This window comes from Anaeromyxobacter sp. PSR-1 (assembly GCF_000964525.1).
Classification (GTDB): domain Bacteria; phylum Myxococcota; class Myxococcia; order Myxococcales; family Anaeromyxobacteraceae; genus Anaeromyxobacter.
On record NZ_BAZG01000094.1, the window covers coordinates 1 to 15,604 of the forward strand.

At 77.3% G+C, this 15,604-nt stretch carries 15 protein-coding genes and 1 riboswitch; of the genes, 10 read left to right on the top strand and 5 right to left on the bottom strand.

The annotated features are described in order from the left end of the window. Positions 1-2,075, top strand: a 2,075-nt coding sequence (locus PSR1_RS14185; RefSeq protein WP_370539101.1) for a WD40 repeat domain-containing protein, incomplete at its 5' end; no start/stop codon positions are given. Further along, entirely contained in the window at positions 2,072-2,569 is a 498-nt protein-coding gene (locus tag PSR1_RS14190) for a hypothetical protein (RefSeq protein ID WP_059438183.1), read from the top strand. The genes PSR1_RS14185 and PSR1_RS14190, both read left to right, overlap by 4 nt. Positions 2,570-2,690: 121 nt before the next feature. On the opposite strand, the gene bioF is transcribed toward PSR1_RS14190, so the two are convergent. Together bioF and bioB are read right to left on the bottom strand one after the other, a co-directional pair. Further along, on the bottom strand, positions 2,691-3,887 hold the full coding sequence (gene bioF, locus PSR1_RS14195; RefSeq protein ID WP_059438171.1) for an 8-amino-7-oxononanoate synthase: 1,197 nt from the start codon (positions 3,885-3,887) through the stop codon (positions 2,691-2,693). Between the two features lie 3 nt (positions 3,888-3,890). Then, positions 3,891-4,976, bottom strand: a complete 1,086-nt coding sequence (gene bioB, locus PSR1_RS14200; RefSeq protein WP_059438172.1) for a biotin synthase BioB — start codon at positions 4,974-4,976, stop codon at positions 3,891-3,893. A gap of 188 nt (positions 4,977-5,164) precedes the next feature. On the opposite strand from bioB, the gene PSR1_RS23820 reads away from it, so the two are divergent. Then, complete coding sequence (locus tag PSR1_RS23820) at positions 5,165-5,317, top strand: lmo0937 family membrane protein (protein ID WP_152643356.1); 153 nt, start codon at positions 5,165-5,167, stop codon at positions 5,315-5,317. Positions 5,318-5,333: 16 nt separating this feature from the next. Here the strand turns inward: PSR1_RS23820 and PSR1_RS14205 are convergent, their stop codons facing one another. Further along, positions 5,334-6,257, bottom strand: a complete 924-nt coding sequence (locus tag PSR1_RS14205; protein WP_059438173.1) for a hypothetical protein — start codon at positions 6,255-6,257, stop codon at positions 5,334-5,336. A gap of 142 nt (positions 6,258-6,399) precedes the next feature. Between PSR1_RS14205 and radA the strand changes: the two genes are divergently transcribed. Together radA and PSR1_RS14215 are read left to right on the top strand one after the other, a co-directional pair. Further along, complete coding sequence (radA, locus tag PSR1_RS14210) at positions 6,400-7,788, top strand: DNA repair protein RadA (protein WP_059438174.1); 1,389 nt, start codon at positions 6,400-6,402, stop codon at positions 7,786-7,788. A gap of 72 nt (positions 7,789-7,860) precedes the next feature. After that, positions 7,861-8,139, top strand: a complete 279-nt coding sequence (locus tag PSR1_RS14215) for a hypothetical protein (protein ID WP_059438175.1) — start codon at positions 7,861-7,863, stop codon at positions 8,137-8,139. 113 nt (positions 8,140-8,252) lie between these two features. Here the strand turns inward: PSR1_RS14215 and glpK are convergent, their stop codons facing one another. Both glpK and PSR1_RS14225 read right to left on the bottom strand, forming a co-directional pair. Further along, positions 8,253-9,731, bottom strand: a complete 1,479-nt coding sequence (gene glpK, locus PSR1_RS14220) for a glycerol kinase GlpK (RefSeq protein ID WP_059438176.1) — start codon at positions 9,729-9,731, stop codon at positions 8,253-8,255. 3 nt (positions 9,732-9,734) lie between these two features. Then, positions 9,735-10,607 (bottom strand): carboxylesterase, encoded by an 873-nt coding sequence (locus PSR1_RS14225; RefSeq protein WP_059438177.1) that lies wholly within the window; start codon positions 10,605-10,607, stop codon positions 9,735-9,737. Between the two features lie 131 nt (positions 10,608-10,738). On the opposite strand from PSR1_RS14225, the gene PSR1_RS14230 reads away from it, so the two are divergent. The 5 genes from PSR1_RS14230 to PSR1_RS14250 form a co-directional block, all read left to right on the top strand. After that, a complete protein-coding gene (locus PSR1_RS14230) occupies positions 10,739-11,053 on the top strand; it encodes a DUF3467 domain-containing protein (protein WP_059438178.1) in 315 nt (104 codons plus the stop codon). Positions 11,054-11,269: 216 nt separating this feature from the next. Continuing rightward, positions 11,270-11,521: a hypothetical protein gene (locus tag PSR1_RS14235; RefSeq protein ID WP_059438179.1), complete on the top strand. Its 252-nt coding sequence runs from the start codon at positions 11,270-11,272 to the stop codon at positions 11,519-11,521. After that, positions 11,518-11,856, top strand: a complete 339-nt coding sequence (locus tag PSR1_RS14240) for a helix-hairpin-helix domain-containing protein (RefSeq protein WP_059438180.1) — start codon at positions 11,518-11,520, stop codon at positions 11,854-11,856. Before PSR1_RS14235 ends, PSR1_RS14240 begins: the two co-directional genes overlap by 4 nt. A gap of 126 nt (positions 11,857-11,982) precedes the next feature. Beyond that, positions 11,983-12,164: riboswitch (cobalamin riboswitch) on the top strand. A 64-nt stretch (positions 12,165-12,228) separates the two neighbouring features. Next, positions 12,229-14,235, top strand: a complete 2,007-nt coding sequence (locus tag PSR1_RS14245; protein ID WP_059438181.1) for a TonB-dependent siderophore receptor — start codon at positions 12,229-12,231, stop codon at positions 14,233-14,235. After that, the coding region (locus tag PSR1_RS14250) for an MXAN_6577-like cysteine-rich protein (protein ID WP_059438182.1) at positions 14,232-15,604 on the top strand (1,373 nt) is incomplete at its 3' end. The genes PSR1_RS14245 and PSR1_RS14250, both read left to right, overlap by 4 nt.

Consider the following 15,604-nt stretch of genomic DNA (forward strand, 5'->3'; position numbering starts at 1 on the left):
CGCGCGCGGTCGCGATCGCGCAGCGCCTGCTCGCGGAGCCCATCCCGGAGACCGTGCTCGACGGCGTGCCGAAGGGCGAGGGCGTCGCGGTCAGCCCGGACGGCGCCTGGGTCGCGGCCGGGGGCGAGGGTGGCGGCGCGAAGCTCTGGCGCGCCGACGGGACCGGGGCGCCGCGCGTGCTCGCCGCGGACGGCCCGGCGCGCACCGACGGGCTCGCCTTCACGCGCGACGGGCGGCGGCTCGTCACCGCCGATCACGCGGGGACGCTGCGGGTGTTCACGCTCGACGGCGGCGCCCCGCCGCGCAGCCTGCCCGCCGGCGACGTGCCGCTGCTCCGGCTGGCGCTCGACCCGGCGGGCCGGATCGCGGCGGCCGGCGCGCCGGACGGGCGGCTCTGGCTGGCCGACCTCGCCGGCGACGCGCCGCCGCGGCCCGTGGTGCACGACGGCGCCGTGCTCGCGCTCGCGTTCTCCCCGGACGGCACCCGGGTCGCCACCGGCACCGCGGACGGCTTCGTGCGCGTGATCGCGTCGCCCACCGGCGCGGTGCTCGCGTCGGCGCCGCTGCCGGGCGGGGTGGTGTGGTCGGTGGCCTGGTCGCCGGACGGTCGCGTCATCGCGGTCGGCTCGGAGGACGGCGTGGTGCGCCTGCTCGGGCTCGACGGCCGCGTCCGCCAGTCGCTGGGCGCGCCCGGCATGGCGGTGTCCTCGGTCGCGTTCGACCGCGCCGGCACGCGGGTCGTGGCCGGCTCGCAGGACGGGGCGGCGCGCGTGTGGCGGCTCGGCGTCGCCGGGCCGGAGATCCGGCTGCGCGGCCACCGCGGCGCCGTCGCGTACGCCGCGTTCGCGCCCGACGGGCGGCGCGTCATCACCGGCGGGACCGACGGCACGGTGCGGATCTGGCCGGCCGACGGCGAGGGCTCGCCGGTGGTGCTGCGCGGCCACACCGTCGTGGACGGCGTGCCCACCCCGGACGGCAGCCGCCTGTTCACGCGCGGCACCGACGACGTCATCCGGGTGTGGCGCACCGACGACCCGCGCCAGCGCGGGCAGCTGGTGGGGCACGAGGCGCTGGTGGACACGGTGGAGTGGACGCGCGACGGCACGCGCGTGCTGACGGCCAGCCACGACGGCACCGCCCGGCTCTGGCCGGTGCACGGCGGCGCGGCGCTCACGGTGCGCGACCCGGGCAACGTGATCCACTCCGCCGATCTCGATCCCACCGAGCGCACCTTCGTGACCTCGTCCGAGGATCGCACCGTGCGCGTGTGGGACGCCCGGACCGGCGCGCTCGTCCGCGAGCTGCGCGGGCACGAGGGTCCGGTGCTGTCCGCCGCGTTCAGCCCGGACGGCACGCTCATCGCAAGCGGCTCGCTGGACAAGACGGTGCGCGTGTGGCGCGCCGACGGCACCGGGACGCCGCTCGTGTTCCGCGGGCACGGCGCGGTGCTCACGGCGGTGACCTGGACGCCGGACGGCAAGGCGGTGGTCTCGTCGTCGCAGGACGAGGCCTCCGTCCACGTGTGGCCGCTCGACGGCTCGCCGCCGCGGGTGGTCCGGGCCGGGCGGCCGGTGTTCCGCGCTGCGGTGGCGCCCGACGGCACCCTGGTGGTCCCGGAGCAGGGCGGGACGCTGCGCCTGTTCGGCCCGGACGGCGAGGAGCGGGCGCCCTTCCCGGCGCTGCCCGAGGGGCTGTTCTCCGTGGCGGTGAGCCGCGACGGGCGCCGCTGGGCGCTCGCCTCGAGCGACGGCACCGTGCGCGTGTACCCGCGCGACGGGAGCGGGGACCCGCTGGTGCTCCGCGCCCACGAGGGCGCGGTGGGCAACGCCGCCTTCAGCCCCGACGGCACCGAGCTCGCCACCGTCTCGGCCGACGGGACCGCCCGCGTCTCCACCGTGGACTGGTCCCGCCTCCGCGCCGCCCTGCGCGGCGCCACCTCCGCCTGCCTGCCGGTGGCGCACCGGGTCCAGGTGCTGGGCGAGGCGCGCGCCGAGGCGGAGCGCCGCTTCGCCGCGTGCGAGACCGCGCACGGCCGCGTCCCGCCGCCGCCCGCCGCGCCGGGGAGCCCGCGATGACCGTTCGCCGACCGCACGCGCTCGCCGCCCTCGCGCTCGCCGCGCTCGCCGCCACCCTCCCCGTCCGCGCGCGGGCCGACGCGCCGGAGCGCCGCCGCGAGCCGCCGCCCGCCGCCGAGCTCCCGCCGCCCGGCTCGGAGCGGATCGAGATCGACGTGGTGTTCCCGGACTGGCAGTACACCGGCACGTTCCGGCTGCGCAGCGCCTCGGGCGCCACGCTGGACGAGGGCGTGGCGCGCGACATGGGCGGGTTCCCCGCGGGCGGCGGCGTGGTGGAGCGGGTGCTGGAGGGCGGGCGCGGCACGCTGCGGATGCGGCTGACGACCGCGCGCAAGGGCGCGGCCCTGCCGGTGGTGGGGCGCTGGACGGTGCTCGACGGCACCGGCGCCTACGCGTCGTTCGCGGCCAAGGGCACGTTCACCTCGTGCTCGAGCGGCAAGCCCGGCCGGAGCAGCATGTACGAGCAGTGGTACATGCTCGGCCACGCGCGCTGAGACCGACCGCAGGTCGCACGATCGAGCGTGGCGCTCGGGTTCGAGGACCTGGGCCGCTCATGGTGAGCTCGTCGAACCATGAGCCCGTCGAACCGCGAGGTGGAATGGCGGCGAGCGTCGGCTAGCCCGGCCGCCCCGCCTCCGGCGGGGGCAGCCCCGGCAGCACCTCCGCCAGCGCCGCCAGGAACCCGTCCACCTGCGCCTCGTCGTGCGCGGCGGAGAGCGCCACGCGCAGGCGGCTCGTGCCGCGCGGCACGGTGGGCGGGCGGATGGCTCGCACGAACCACCCGCGCTCGCGCAGCGCCGCCGCGGCCGCCAGCGCGCGCGCCTCGCTCCCCAGCACCACCGGGAAGATCGGCGACGCGACCCGCGCCACGTCGAAGCCGAGCCGCGCCAGCCCCGCCTGCATCCGCGCGCACAGCGCGAACAGCCGGGTCCGCCGCGACGGCTCGGTCGCCACCACCTCCAGCGCGGCCAGCGCGGCGGCGCAGGCGGGCGGCGGGAGCGCGGTGCTGAACACGAACGGCCGGGCGCGCGAGAGGAGCAGCTCGACCAGGCGCCGCTCGCCGGCCACGTAGGCGCCGAACGCGCCGAGCGCCTTGCCGAGCGTGCCCATGTGCACGTCCACCCGGTCCTGGACGCCGAGCGCCTCGGCCAGGCCCGCGCCGCCCGGCCCGAGCACGCCGGCCGCGTGCGCCTCGTCCACGTAGAGCATGGCCCCGTGCCGGTCGCACAGCTCGGCCAGCTCGCGGAGCGGCGCGGCGTCCCCGTCCATGGAGAAGATCGCGTCGGTCACCACCAGCTTCCGGCGGGCGCGCGTCCGGGCCAGCAGCCCGGCCAGCTCGTCCACGTCGCAGTGCCGGTAGCGGACCAGCTCGGCGCGGGAGAGCAGGCACCCGTCCACGATGGAGGCGTGGTTGAGGACGTCGGAGAACACCGCGTCGTCGCGCCCCACCAGCGCGCCGGGGACGCCGGCGTTCGCGTGGTAGCCCGAGCCGAAGAGCAGCGCGGCCTCGCGGCCCTTCCACGCGGCGAGCCGCGCCTCCAGCGCGCCGTGCGGCGGCAGGTCCCCCGCGACCAGCCGGGCCGCGCCGCTGCCCGCGCCGAAGCGCGCCGCCGCGTCGGCGGCCGCCGCGCGGACCCGGGGATCCGCGGCCAGCCCGAGGTAGTCGTTGGAGCAGAGGTTCACGAGCGCGCGGCCGCCCACCGTCACCACCGGCCCCTGCGCCGGGCCGATGGGCTCGAGCGACCGGCGCAGGCCCTTCGCGTCGAGGGCCTCCAGCTCGGCGCCGATCCAGTCGAGCGCGCCGCGCGCCATCGCTCAGCGGACCACCGGCAGCGCCCGCGGGCGCGGCTCCGCGGCGCGGCGGTTCCAGTCGGCGTCGGACGGCGCGTGGCCGTCGAACGCCCAGGCCTTGCCGGTGTCGGGCGGCCGCAGCGTGAGGCCCTGCCGCTCCACCATCCCCACGGTGAGATCCGGCGCGCGCCCGGCGCTGGTGAGGTAGTTGCCCACCATGGTCCCGTTCGCGCCGGCGCGGAAGATGAGGTGCTGGCGGTCGCCGAGGTTCACCTCGCGCCCGCCCATCACGAAGATGTGCGCGCCCGGCATCATCAGGCGGAACACCGCCAGCGCCGCCAGGCACTCCTCCGCCGTGATGGCCTTCAGGTGCTCCATGGGCGTGCCGGCGCGCGGGTTGAGGAAGTTCACCGGCACGCAGTCCACGCCGAGATCGCGGACCTCCTCGGCGAACTCCACGCGCTGCTCCGGCGTCTCGCCCATGCCCAGGATGCCGCCGGAGCAGAGCTTCAGCCCGAGCCCCTTCGCGGCGCGGATGGTCTCGAGCTGCTCGTCGAAGGTGTGCGTGGTGCAGACGTTCTCGAAGTGGCTGCGCGCGGTCTCGAGGTTGTGGTGGTAGTGCATGAGCCCGGCGTCCTTCAGCCGCCGCAGCTCCGGCTCGCGCATGAGGCCGAGCGAGGCGCAGGGCTCGACCGCGGTCTCGGCCCGCAGCCGCCGCAGCGCGTCCTCCACGGTCGCGAGCTCCTGCTCCCTCGAGAGGCGCGTCCCGCTCGCCACGATCGAGAACTCGCGCGCGCCGGCCCGCTCCGCCTTGCGCGCCTGCTCCACGATCTCGCCGGCCCCGATCATCGGGTACACCGGCGCGTCGGCGCCCTCGAAGCGCGCCGACTGCGAGCAGAAGCCGCAGTCCTCGGGGCAGCGGCCGCTCTTCGCGTTGGTGATGCCGCACAGCGCGACCTCGTCGCCGTGCACCGCGCGCCGCACGGCCTCGGCGCGATCGAGCAGCGCCTCGAGCTCGGGGCCGGAGGTGTGGTGGATGAGGCGGCGGGCCTCGTCGCCGGAGATCGGCTCGATGCCGGGCGGCAGCGTCCTGGAAGCGGTCTCGCACATGGGGCCCGCACGATAGACAGGCGGGGATCCGCTCGTCAACCCGGCGGCCCATCATCGGTTGACGACCCCCGGCCCGGGCGGCCGGCGGCCCCGGCGGACGGCGCCCTGCCCGGCGCGCATGCGCCTGCCGCAGGCACGGCTCCACCCTGCGCCGCGTGCGTACCTTTCGATGCAAGGGAGGGGGGCGCATGCTCTGGACGATCACAGTCATCCTGCTCGTGCTGTGGGCGGTGGGCCTGGTGTCGGGCGCCACCGTGGGCTGGTGGGTGCACCTGCTGCTCATCCTCGCCGTCATCACGCTCATCCTGGCGGTGATCCGGCGCGGCTCCGCAGCGATATAGGGGGCGCGCCCGGCGCTCAGGGGCACGCGCCGGGCGCGCCTTCGCTGCACCAGCCCCGCTGGAACGCCGGGCCGGGCGGCGGCGCGCCGCGGCTGTCGCGGCCGAAGGCGCCCGTCGCGCCCCACCGCCCGGGCCAGGCGAGGAACGCGACGCGGGCCGCGCCGCGCTCGCCCATGTTCACGACGCCGCCGAAGCCGGGCGCGCCCGGCCGCCAGAGGGGGCAGCCCGCCGCAGCGGCGCGCGCCGGCTCCGCCTCCGGGCAGAGCCGCTCCCAGCGCGGCGCGTCGTCGGGCGACGCGTAGCTCGCGTGCGTCCCGCGCGCGGAGAGGACCACCGGGTGCTCGCCCTCGCGGCGCAGCGCGCTCCAGCCGAACCACGGGCCGGGCTGCGCGTCGGCGTGGCGCGCCAGCCAGGCGCCGAGCGGCCGGCCCGCCGCGTCGAGGCGCACCGTCATGTGCTCCCAGTCGCCGTCGTGGTCGAACGCCCAGAACGCCTCGTTGAACGGGTACAGGAACCAGTACTGGAGGAGGATCCCGCCGTCGGCGGCGCGGTACGCGTGGCCGTACGCGGTCCAGTCGGCCGGATCCGGGCTGCCGGCCTGCGCGGCGGCGTCGAGCCGCAGGCGCGCGCCCGGCTCCTCGGTCCCCGGGATGAGCAGCGCCGCGAGCGCGCCCAGCGCCGAGGCCTGGAGCACGCGGGGCGGGGGACCGGGCGCCGTCTCGAGCGCCGCGCGCGCGAGCAGCCAGGGAGCGCTCGCGGGGCGCACCCGCTCGTCCGGCGCGAGCACCACCACCGGCGCGAAGCGCGCCAGCAGCGCGTCCTCGAGCGCGTCGTCGAGGCCGTCGCGATCGAGGTCGGCGGCGCGCGCGGCGGCGGGGAGCACGGCGAGGGCGGCGAGGAGCAGCGCGGCGGGCAGGCGGCGGGACGGGTGCGAGGGCATCGGCTGAGGTGGGAGTCCGCCCGCAGCCCGTGCGGGCTACCGAGCGTCGAGCGGCGCGGAGGATCGTGCATCGCGGCCCGGATCGGCAAGAGACGGCGCGGCGGGCGCCCACGTGTCGGACGTGCGTGCTAACGCCTGCTCCATGTCGCGCGCCGCGCCGAAGGTCCGCACCGTGTTCGCCTGCGCGGAGTGCGGGCAGCAGAGCCCGAAGTGGCTCGGGCAGTGCCCCGCCTGCAAGCAGTGGAACACGCTGCAGGAGGAGCTCGCCGCCCCGGAGCCGAAGGCCGGCGCCGCGCCGCGCGGCTGGGGCACGCACGCGGCGGCGAGGCCGCTGCCGCTCCGCGAGGTGGAGGCGCGGGAGGAGCAGCGGCAGCGCACCGGCATCGGCGAGCTGGACCGGGTGCTGGGCGGCGGCGTGGTGCCCGGCGCGCTCGTGCTCCTCGGCGGCGACCCCGGCATCGGCAAGTCCACCCTCGTGCTCGCGGCGCTCGACCGCGTGGCGCTGGCCAACCCGGACCGCCCGGTGCTCTACGTCTCCGGCGAGGAGTCGGCGCGCCAGGTGAAGCTCCGGGCCGACCGGCTCGGCGTCGCCGCCCGCAACCTGCAGGTGCTCGCCGAGACCGACGCGCTGAAGGTGCTGCAGGCGGCCGAGGCGCTCGCCCCGGCCGCGGTGGCGGTGGACTCGATCCAGACGCAGTACCTGCCCGAGCTGCAGAGCGCGCCCGGCACCGTCACGCAGATCCGCGAGGTGACCGCGCGGCTCATGGCGCTCGCCAAGACCACCGAGACGCCCATCTTCCTGATCGGGCACGTCACCAAGGACGGCAGCATCGCCGGCCCGCGCGTGCTCGAGCACATGGTGGACACGGTCCTGTACTTCGAGGGCGGCGGCGCCCACCCCTACCGCGTGCTCCGCGCCCACAAGAACCGCTTCGGCTCGGCCAGCGAGATCGGCGTCTTCGAGATGAAGGCGGGCGGGCTGGCCGAGGTGGCGAACCCGTCGGCGCTGTTCCTGGCCGAGCGTCCGGAGGACGCGCCCGGGAGCGCGGTGACCGCGGTGCTGAACGGCACGCGCACGGTGCTGGTGGAGGTGCAGGCGCTGGTGGCGCCCACCGGCTACGGCACGCCGCGGCGGACCGCGCTCGGCGTGGACGGCAACCGCGTGGCGCTGCTCGCCGCGGTGCTCGAGAAGAAGGTCGGGCTGGAGATCCTGCCCTGCGACCTGTTCGTCAACGTGGCCGGCGGGCTGTCGGTGGACGACCCGGCCGCCGACCTCGCCGTGGTCGCCGCCCTCGCCTCGAGCTTCCGGGAGCGGGCCCTGCCGGCCCGGACGCTGGTGCTGGGCGAGGTGGGCCTGGCGGGCGAGGTGCGGGCGGTGTCGCAGCCCGGGATCCGCCTGGCGGAGGCGGCCCGCCTCGGCTTCCAGCGCGCCATCGTCCCGGCCGCCAGCCTCCGCCACGCGGACGCGCCCGACGGCATCGAGCTGGTGGGCGTCACGACCGTCGCCGACGCCCTCGACCGGCTCGCGTAGCCCACACCCGCCCCCACGGGAACGGGTCGCCGGGTTGCGCCGCCGCGTGGGCTCTCGCAAGATGAACCTGCGATGAACCACGTCGTCCGACGCCTCCGCCCCGATGGCATCGTCGAGCTCCGGCCGCGAGACGTGCGGGTCGAGCGCCCGGAGTGGTACCTCGGCGCCTACACCACCTTCCTCGTGTCCGGGGCGCTGTTCATCAGCACGGCCGTCCCGGCGCAGCTCGTCGCGATCACCTTCCTCGGCTGCCTCCTCGGAGAGGTGTGCTTCGGGCTCCGCGCGCTCGTCGCGCTGCGCCGCCCGCTCGCCGAGGTCGAGGTGCTGGCGCAGGTCCGCCGCGCGCGCTGAGCCGGTGGGCGTTCGGGGCTCCCGACCTCCGCCCGCCCTTCGACGAGCTCAGGGCGAGCGGACGTGCGGAGCCGCTCATGGTGAGCCCCGTCGAACCATGAGCGGGCCACCTGCTACGCCGACTGGACCGCCTTCCGCCACTTGGCGACGTGCTGCTCGCGCTCGACCGGCTTCATCCTCGGCTCGAAGCGCTTGCCGACCTGCCAGGCGCGGCGGATCTCCTCGCGGTCCTTCCAGAAGCCCACCGCCAGGCCGGCCAGGAACGCGGCGCCGAGCGCGGTGGTCTCGATCATGCGCGGCCGCTCCACCGGCACCTCGAGCAGGTCGGCCTGGAACTGCATGAGCAGGTCGTTCTGCGAGGCGCCGCCGTCCACCTTGAACACCGGGAACGGCTTGCCCGCCTCGGCGCGCATCGCCTCGGCGAGGTCGTGGATGAGGAACGCGATCCCCTCCAGCGTGGCGCGCGCCAGGTGCGCCGCGGTGGTGCTCCGGTCGATGCCCGCGATGAGGCCGCGCGCCTCCGGCCGCCAGTGCGGCGCCCCCAGCCCGGCCAGCGCCGGCACGAACACGAGCTCGCCGGTGGACTTCACCTGCTTCGCGAGCGCCTCCACGTCGGGGGCGCGCGCGATGAGCCCCAGCCCGTCGCGCAGCCACTGGACCGCGGCCCCGGCGATGAACGACGAGCCCTCCAGCGCGTACGCCGTCTCGCCGCCCACCGTCCACGCGACCGTGGTGAGCAGCCCGCGCGACGACATCACCGGCTCCGGCCCGACGTTCTGGAGCAGGAACGCGCCGGTGCCGTAGGTGCACTTCGCCTCGCCCGGCCGGAAGCAGGCCTGGCCGAACAGCGCCGCCTGCTGGTCGCCGGCCATGCCCGCCACCGGGATGCCGTCCGGCAGCACCTTCACGCCGCGGGTGGTGCCGTAGACCTCCGACGACGGCCGGATCTCCGGCAGCACGTTCGGCGGGACGCCGAACAGGTCCAGGAGCTCGCGATCCCAGCGCCGCGCCCGGAGGTCCATGAGCAGCGTGCGGCTCGCGTTGGAGACGTCGGTGACGTGCGCCGCGCCGCCGGTGAGCCGCCACACCAGGAAGCTGTCGATGGTCCCGAAGGCCAGCTCGCCGTTCTCGGCCTTCTGCCGCGCGCCCTTGGTGTTGTCGAGCAGCCACCGCAGCTTGGTGCCGGAGAAGTACGGGTCGAGCACGAGGCCGGTCCGGTCGCGCACCAGCGGCTCGTGCCCGGCGGAGCGGAGCTGCGCGCACGCGTCGGTGGTGCGGCGGTCCTGCCAGACGATGGCGTGCGCCACCGGGCGCGAGGAGCGCCGATCCCAGAGCGCGGTGGTCTCCCGCTGGTTGGTGATGCCCACCGCCGCCACGTCCGAACCGCGGATGCCCGCCTCGCGGAGCGCGCGCTGCACCGTGGACACGGTCGAGCCCCAGATGTCCTCGAGGTCGTGCTCGACCCAGCCCGGCTTCGGGAAGATCTGCCGGAACTCCTGGTTCACCCGCGCGCGCGGCGAGAGCCGCCGGTCGAGGACCAGCACGGTGGTGCCGGTGGTGCCCTGGTCGATGGCGAGGACGTAGCTGGCCACGGTTCACCTCCTGCGCCTGCGCCCGGCGCCGCCCTTCCCCTTCGACGCCGTCGCGCCCGCCTTCCGCCGCCGCGACGGCGCGGGCCCGGCCTCCCGGCGGCGGCCGCCCGGGATCGGCAGCGCCTCCAGGAAGCGCGCGGCCGCCTCGGCGCAGCGCTCCCGCTCCACGTCGATGCCGACCAGGTGCCAGCTCTCCGGCAGCACCCGCAGCGCGGCGGGGCCGGAGCCGATGCGCCGCGCCAGGCGGCGCGCGCCGCCGAGCGTGACGGTGTGGTCGTGCCCGCCCGCGATGACCAGGGCCGGCGCGGCGATGCCGGGCAGCTGCGCGTCCACGTGGCGCGCCAGCTTCGCCAGCTCGGCCACCGCCCCGAGCGGCACGCCGGGGAAGGCCGGGTTCGCCGCGCGCATCTCCGGGTCGCGCACGTCGGAGCCGGCCGCCTTCGGGATCACCACGCGCCGGAGCGGCCCGAGGCGCCCGAGCAGCGCGCCGAGCCGGCCCTGGAGCTGCAGCTCGAGCGCCGGCGCGAGGAGCACCAGGCCGTCCGCGCGCTCCGGGTGATCGTGGGCCAGGGCGCAGGCGACCAGGGCGCCCATCGAGCAGCCCACCAGGAACGTCCGGCGCGCGCCGGCGAGCCGTTCCAGGTCGCGCCGGGCCTGCGCGATCCACTCCGTGTACGAGACGTCGCCGAGCGCCTCCGGGCCGCCGGCGTGGCCGGCCATCCGCGGGGCGAGGCAGCGCATGCCGGCGGCGTGGAGCCGCTCCGCCACGGGCAGGACCTCGAACGTCGAGCCGGTGAGCCCGTGCAGCAGCAGGACCGCGTCGGGGCCGCCCGGGAGGTCGAACTCGTCGCCACGCGCGCTGGAGGTCCGGACCACGCTCCACGAGCGTTACCCCTGGCCGGGCCGCCTTTCAATCCTCCGCTGCGGGCGGCCCCCTCGGGATGCGGGGCGAATTGACGCTTCGTGAAGGCGGCGCGGGGCGGGGCGTTTCCTGCTAAGCCTGGGGCATGTCCGACAAGCCCGCCACCCCGCCGCCGCACGCGATCCCGGTGCAGATCGAGATCGACCCGGTCACCGCGCAGGGCGCCTTCGTCAACATGGCCATGGTGAACCACACCGAGACCGAGTTCACGCTCGACCTCATCTACGTCCAGCCGCAGGCGCCCAAGGCGACCGTGCGCGCGCGGGCGATCACCACGCCCAAGCACATGAAGCGGCTCCTCCTCGCCATCCAGGAGAACCTGGCGCGCTACGAGGCCCGCTTCGGCCCGATCGAGCTGGGCGACGCGCCGGCGTTCCCGCAGGGCGGGATCGTGAACTGATCCGACGGGGACTGCATCCCTCCCCGGCCTGCGGCCGGGGCCCCTCCCTGCAGGACGCATCCCCCAGGTCCGCGGCGCGGCCGGCGGTCCGCCGGCTGAACGCACGTTCAAGGCCTGCCCTCCGTGTTCCCGCGGGGTTGGAGCGGGCACGCCGGCTGCTCTCCCCGGCTCGCCGCCGCGCACCTCGCGCGGCGGTCCGAACCCACGGAGAGGCACATGAGCGACACGAACGGAAGCCGGCGGCTCGCGGTCTACGCGATCCCCGAGAGCAAGGACGGCGAGAAGCGCTACTGGCCGCGCATCGGCGCGGCCTACGTCAACCGCGACGGCAGCATCACGCTGCAGCTCGAGGCGCTGCCCATCGGCACCGCCACGCTGCAGGTGCGCGAGCCCAAGCCGCCGGCCGAGCGCGGCGGGAACGCCCCGGCGCGGCGCGAGGGCTTCGAGACGGTGGGGGTGCGCCAGTGAGCCCGCGGTGGAGGGCGCTCGCGGTCGCGGCCGCGCTGCTCGCCGCCGCCCCGGCGCTCGCGGCGAAGAAGGCGCTCGCGCAGGGCGAGAAGGTGGACCTGAACCGCGCGCCGGTGGTGGAGCTGATGCGGCTCCCCGGCGTCGGGCAGCAGCGCGCGCAGGCCATCGTCGCGCACCGCACCCGGCAGCCGTTCCGCCGGGTCGAGGACGTGCTCGCCGTGAAGGGCCTCGGCCCCGCCTGGCTCGCGAAGGTGCGCGCCAGCGTCACGGTGGGCGGCGCCGCCGCGCCCGCTGCCCCGGCGGCCCCGCAGCGGACCGCCTCCGCGCGGCGCTGAGCGGGCCGGGACCGGCCGGCCGCGCCCCGCGACCGGCCGGCCGGTCCGCCATCCGCCCGCGCGCGCTCCGGAATCGGCGCCGCCCGCCCGCGACGCTTGACGGGTCCGTGCGCCTCCGCTACTCCGGGGATGCTTTTCGGCTCGGAGGAACAGGGAAGCCGGTCCAAGTCCGGCGCGGTCCCGCCACTGTAGCCGGGGTGAAGCACCCTCGATGCCGTCGCCACTGCCGCGGATGCCCGCGGCGGGAAGGTGGAGGGTGCCTGGCGGAGCGACGCTGCTCCGCGGCCCCGGAAGCCAGGAGACCTCCCTCCGGGTCCGCCGCGAATGGTTCGCGGCACGTGAAGTCCGCGGGTCCGAAGGAGACCCGGCGACTTGGACTCGAGGCCTCCCCTCGGGCGGCGCGCGCGCGCGCTCGCCCTCGTCTTCTCCGCCGCGGCCGTCTGCGCCGGCGCCGGCCCGGTGGCCGCCGCGCGCGCCGACGGCGCGTCCCCGGCCCCGGCGGATGCCGGGGCGCCCGACGCCGGCACCGCGCCGGTCGAGCTCGACGAGCTCGTCATCCGCGTGCCCGGTGCCGAGGCGACGCGCGACCCCACCGGCGCGGTCACCGTGGTCGAGGCCGGCCGCTACGCGGGCGAGGCCAAGGCGGTGGCCGAGCTGGTCGCCACCGCGCCCGGCGTGGCGGTGAGCGCGTACGGCGGCCTCGGCCAGCTCTCCACGGTCTCCATCCGCGGCTCGAGCGCGAGCGGCGTGCTCGTGCTGCTCGACGGCCTGCCGCTCAACACCGCCTTCGGGGGCGGCGTGGACCTGTCCACGCTCCCGCGGCAGTGGATCGAGCGCATCGAGGTGCTGCGCGGCGCCGAGGGCGCCCACTACGGCGCGGGCGCGCTGGGCGGGGTCGTGAACGTGGTCACGCGCGGCGGCGAGCCGGGGCGCTGGTCGGCCGAGGCGAGCGGCGGGGAGTTCGGCACCGCCGCGGCCTCGGCCGAGGCGGCGGCGGGCGGGGAGCGCTGGACCCTGTTCGGCGCGGCGGGGGCGGAGCGGAGCGACGGCGACTTCACCTACCGCAAGCGCCCGCAGAGCTCGCTGCCCGGCAGCCCGTACCAGACGTTCACGCGCGAGAACAACGGCAGCGCGCGCGCCGGCGGGATCGCGAAGCTCACCGCCCGCCTCGGCGAGCGCCGCCTGGACGCGCTCCTGCAGCTCTCCGGCGGCCGCCGCGAGCTGGCCGGCTGGCCCGGCAACGACACGCCCGACGACTGGCAGCGCGACGCCCGCGCGCTCGCGTCGGTCCGGCTGTCCGGCCCCGGTCCCGCGCCCGGCCTCACGCTCGGGGCGCGCCTCACCGGGCGCGCCGACCTGCTCGACACGCGCATCGGGAGCCTGTCCGGCGGCGACCCGGTGCACCAGCGCGGCGGCGCCGCCGGCGCGGAGGCCGAGGCGGTGCTCCTCCACCCGCACGGCGCGCTCCGGGCCGCGCTGGGCGCGGACGGCGAGGCGCTCCGCGCGGACGGCCTGGGTGACACGCGGACGCGCGCGCAGCTCTCCGCCACGCTGTCCGAGGACGCGCGCCTCGCCGCCGGCCGGGTGCGGCTCTCGCCGGCGGTCCGCGCCGAGCGGGTGGGCCCGTTCGCCGGGCTCTCCGCGAAGCTCGGCGGCAGCGTGCGGGTGCTCGGGCCGCTCTCGGCGCGCGCGAGCGCCGGCCGCACCTTCCGCGCCCCCGGCTTCGCCGAGCTCTACCTGCAGCAGGGCGGCGCGCTGCCCAACCCGTCGCTCCGCCCCGAGACCGGCCTCTCCGCCGACGCGGCGCTGGTCGCGGAGGGCGCGCGCGGCATGGCGAGCGTGGGCGGCCACGTGACGCGCTACGAGGACCTCATCGTCTACCAGGCCACCGCCCTCGGGCGGATGAAGCCCTTCAACACCGGCCGCGCCCAGGTCGCCGGGCTGGAGCTCGAGGCGGCCACCGCGCCGGCGCCGCGCCTGCTCGGCCTGTCGCTGGGCGCCGCGTACACGTACCTGCGGACCGAGACGCTGCGCGGCGAGGCTGCCGAGGTGGGCCGGGACCTGCCGTTCCGCCCCCGCCACCGGCTGTTCGCGCGCGCCGCCGTCGCGCCCGGGCCGGCCGAGGCCCACCTCGAGGCGCACTACGTGGGCCCGCAGTGGCGGGACGCGCGCAACGCGGACCGCGTCTCGGAGGCGCTGCTCTGGAACGCGGGCGCCTCGGTGCGCCTCGCCCGCCGCGCCGGGCTGCGGCTCGGGCTCGAGGCGCGCAACCTGCTCGACGACCGGACGCTGACCGATCCCATCGGAAACCCCCTTCCCGGCCGCATGGTGATGGTCACCCTGCGCGCCGGATCGACGCCAGGAGACCCCACCCCATGATCCGGATGCCCCTCCCCGCCCTCAGGGCGGCCCTCGCCGCGGCGGCGCTCGCGCTCGCGGCCTGCAGCAGCGACCACGAGCTCGTCTGCGCCGCCGGCGAGCAGGTCTGCGGCGGCGCCTGCACCTCGGTCGAGATCGACTCCTCGAACTGCGGTGCGTGCGGCACCGCCTGCGGCGCGTACCAGGAGTGCAACGCGGGCGCGTGCGAGTGCGGGCCCGGCACGGTCGAGTGCGGCGGCGGCTGCGTGGACCTGTCGTCCGACCCCGCGAGCTGCGGCGCCTGCGGCAACGCCTGCGGCACGGGCCAGGTCTGCGCCGGCGGCGTCTGCGCCAGCGCCTGCCCCGCCGGGCAGCTGTCCTGCGGCGGCGCGTGCGCGGATCCGTCGTCGGACCGGTGGAACTGCGGCGCCTGCGGCGTGCGCTGCGACCGCGGCGAGAGCTGCCGCGAGGGCGCGTGCCGGCCGGACGTGTACGTGGCCTGCTTCGCCACCGACGACGTGCGGCCGGCGAACGCCGCGCTCCGCGGCGGCCTGCCCCGCGCGGCCGGCGACGGCCCCATCGCGCTGGGCGTGGCGGCCGGCCGGCTCTGGGCGGCGGCCTCCCTCTCGCACTCGCTCGTGTCGTTCCCGCTCGACCTCGGCGCGGCGGGCGTCGAGACGGTGCTGGGCGGCGGCGACCTCGAGGCGCTCTCCGTCGCCGGCGACCGCCTGTGGGTCGCGAACGCGGCCGCCGGCTCGCTGGTGGTGTATGACGCCGCCGCGCGGCGCGTGGTGGACGAGGTCGTCCTCGGGACGACCGGGGTGAACCCGCGCTGGGTGGCGTTCGCGAACGGGCGCGCCTACGCGGCGCTGTACGGCCTCGACCCGACCTCGGGCGGCCAGGAGGTCGCGGTCATCGACCCGGCGACCGGCGGGATCGTCCGGCGCGTGGACCTGCGGGCGCTCGCGGACGCCCCGGGCCTCCCCTTCCCGTCCCACGCCGTGGTGGCGGGCGGGCGCGTGTTCGTCACGCTGGCCAACCTGCGCCTGGGCGAGTGGGGCTACTACACCGACCCGGCGGGCAACGGGAAGCTGGCGGTCATCGACCCCGCCGCGGACGACGCGCTCTCCTCGGTGGACCTGGGCGGCGGCTGCCTGAACCCGGGCGGCCTGGCCGCGAGCGCCGACGGGCGGATGCTCTGGGTGGCGTGCGGCGGGAGCGGCGCCGTGCTCCCGGTGGAGCTGGGCGACGCGGGGATCACCCTGCACGCGCCGGTGGCCGGGCCGGACTTCTCGGCGCCGGGTAACATCGCCCTGTGCGGCGGCATGGCCTACGTCACGGATCAGTGGTCCGGCTCGGTGTGGCGCTTCGATCCCTCCACCGGCGAGCG

Coding starts and splice junctions, on each gene's coding strand:
- PSR1_RS14190 (WP_059438183.1), top strand. CDS start 2,072: ATGACCGTTCGCCGACCGCACGCGCTCGCCGCCCTCGCGCTCGCCGCG.
- bioF (WP_059438171.1), bottom strand. CDS start 3,887: ATGGCGCGCGGCGCGCTCGACTGGATCGGCGCCGAGCTGGAGGCCCTC.
- bioB (WP_059438172.1), bottom strand. CDS start 4,976: ATGTGCGAGACCGCTTCCAGGACGCTGCCGCCCGGCATCGAGCCGATC.
- PSR1_RS23820 (WP_152643356.1), top strand. CDS start 5,165: ATGCTCTGGACGATCACAGTCATCCTGCTCGTGCTGTGGGCGGTGGGC.
- PSR1_RS14205 (WP_059438173.1), bottom strand. CDS start 6,257: ATGCCCTCGCACCCGTCCCGCCGCCTGCCCGCCGCGCTGCTCCTCGCC.
- radA (WP_059438174.1), top strand. CDS start 6,400: ATGTCGCGCGCCGCGCCGAAGGTCCGCACCGTGTTCGCCTGCGCGGAG.
- PSR1_RS14215 (WP_059438175.1), top strand. CDS start 7,861: ATGAACCACGTCGTCCGACGCCTCCGCCCCGATGGCATCGTCGAGCTC.
- PSR1_RS14230 (WP_059438178.1), top strand. CDS start 10,739: ATGTCCGACAAGCCCGCCACCCCGCCGCCGCACGCGATCCCGGTGCAG.
- PSR1_RS14235 (WP_059438179.1), top strand. CDS start 11,270: ATGAGCGACACGAACGGAAGCCGGCGGCTCGCGGTCTACGCGATCCCC.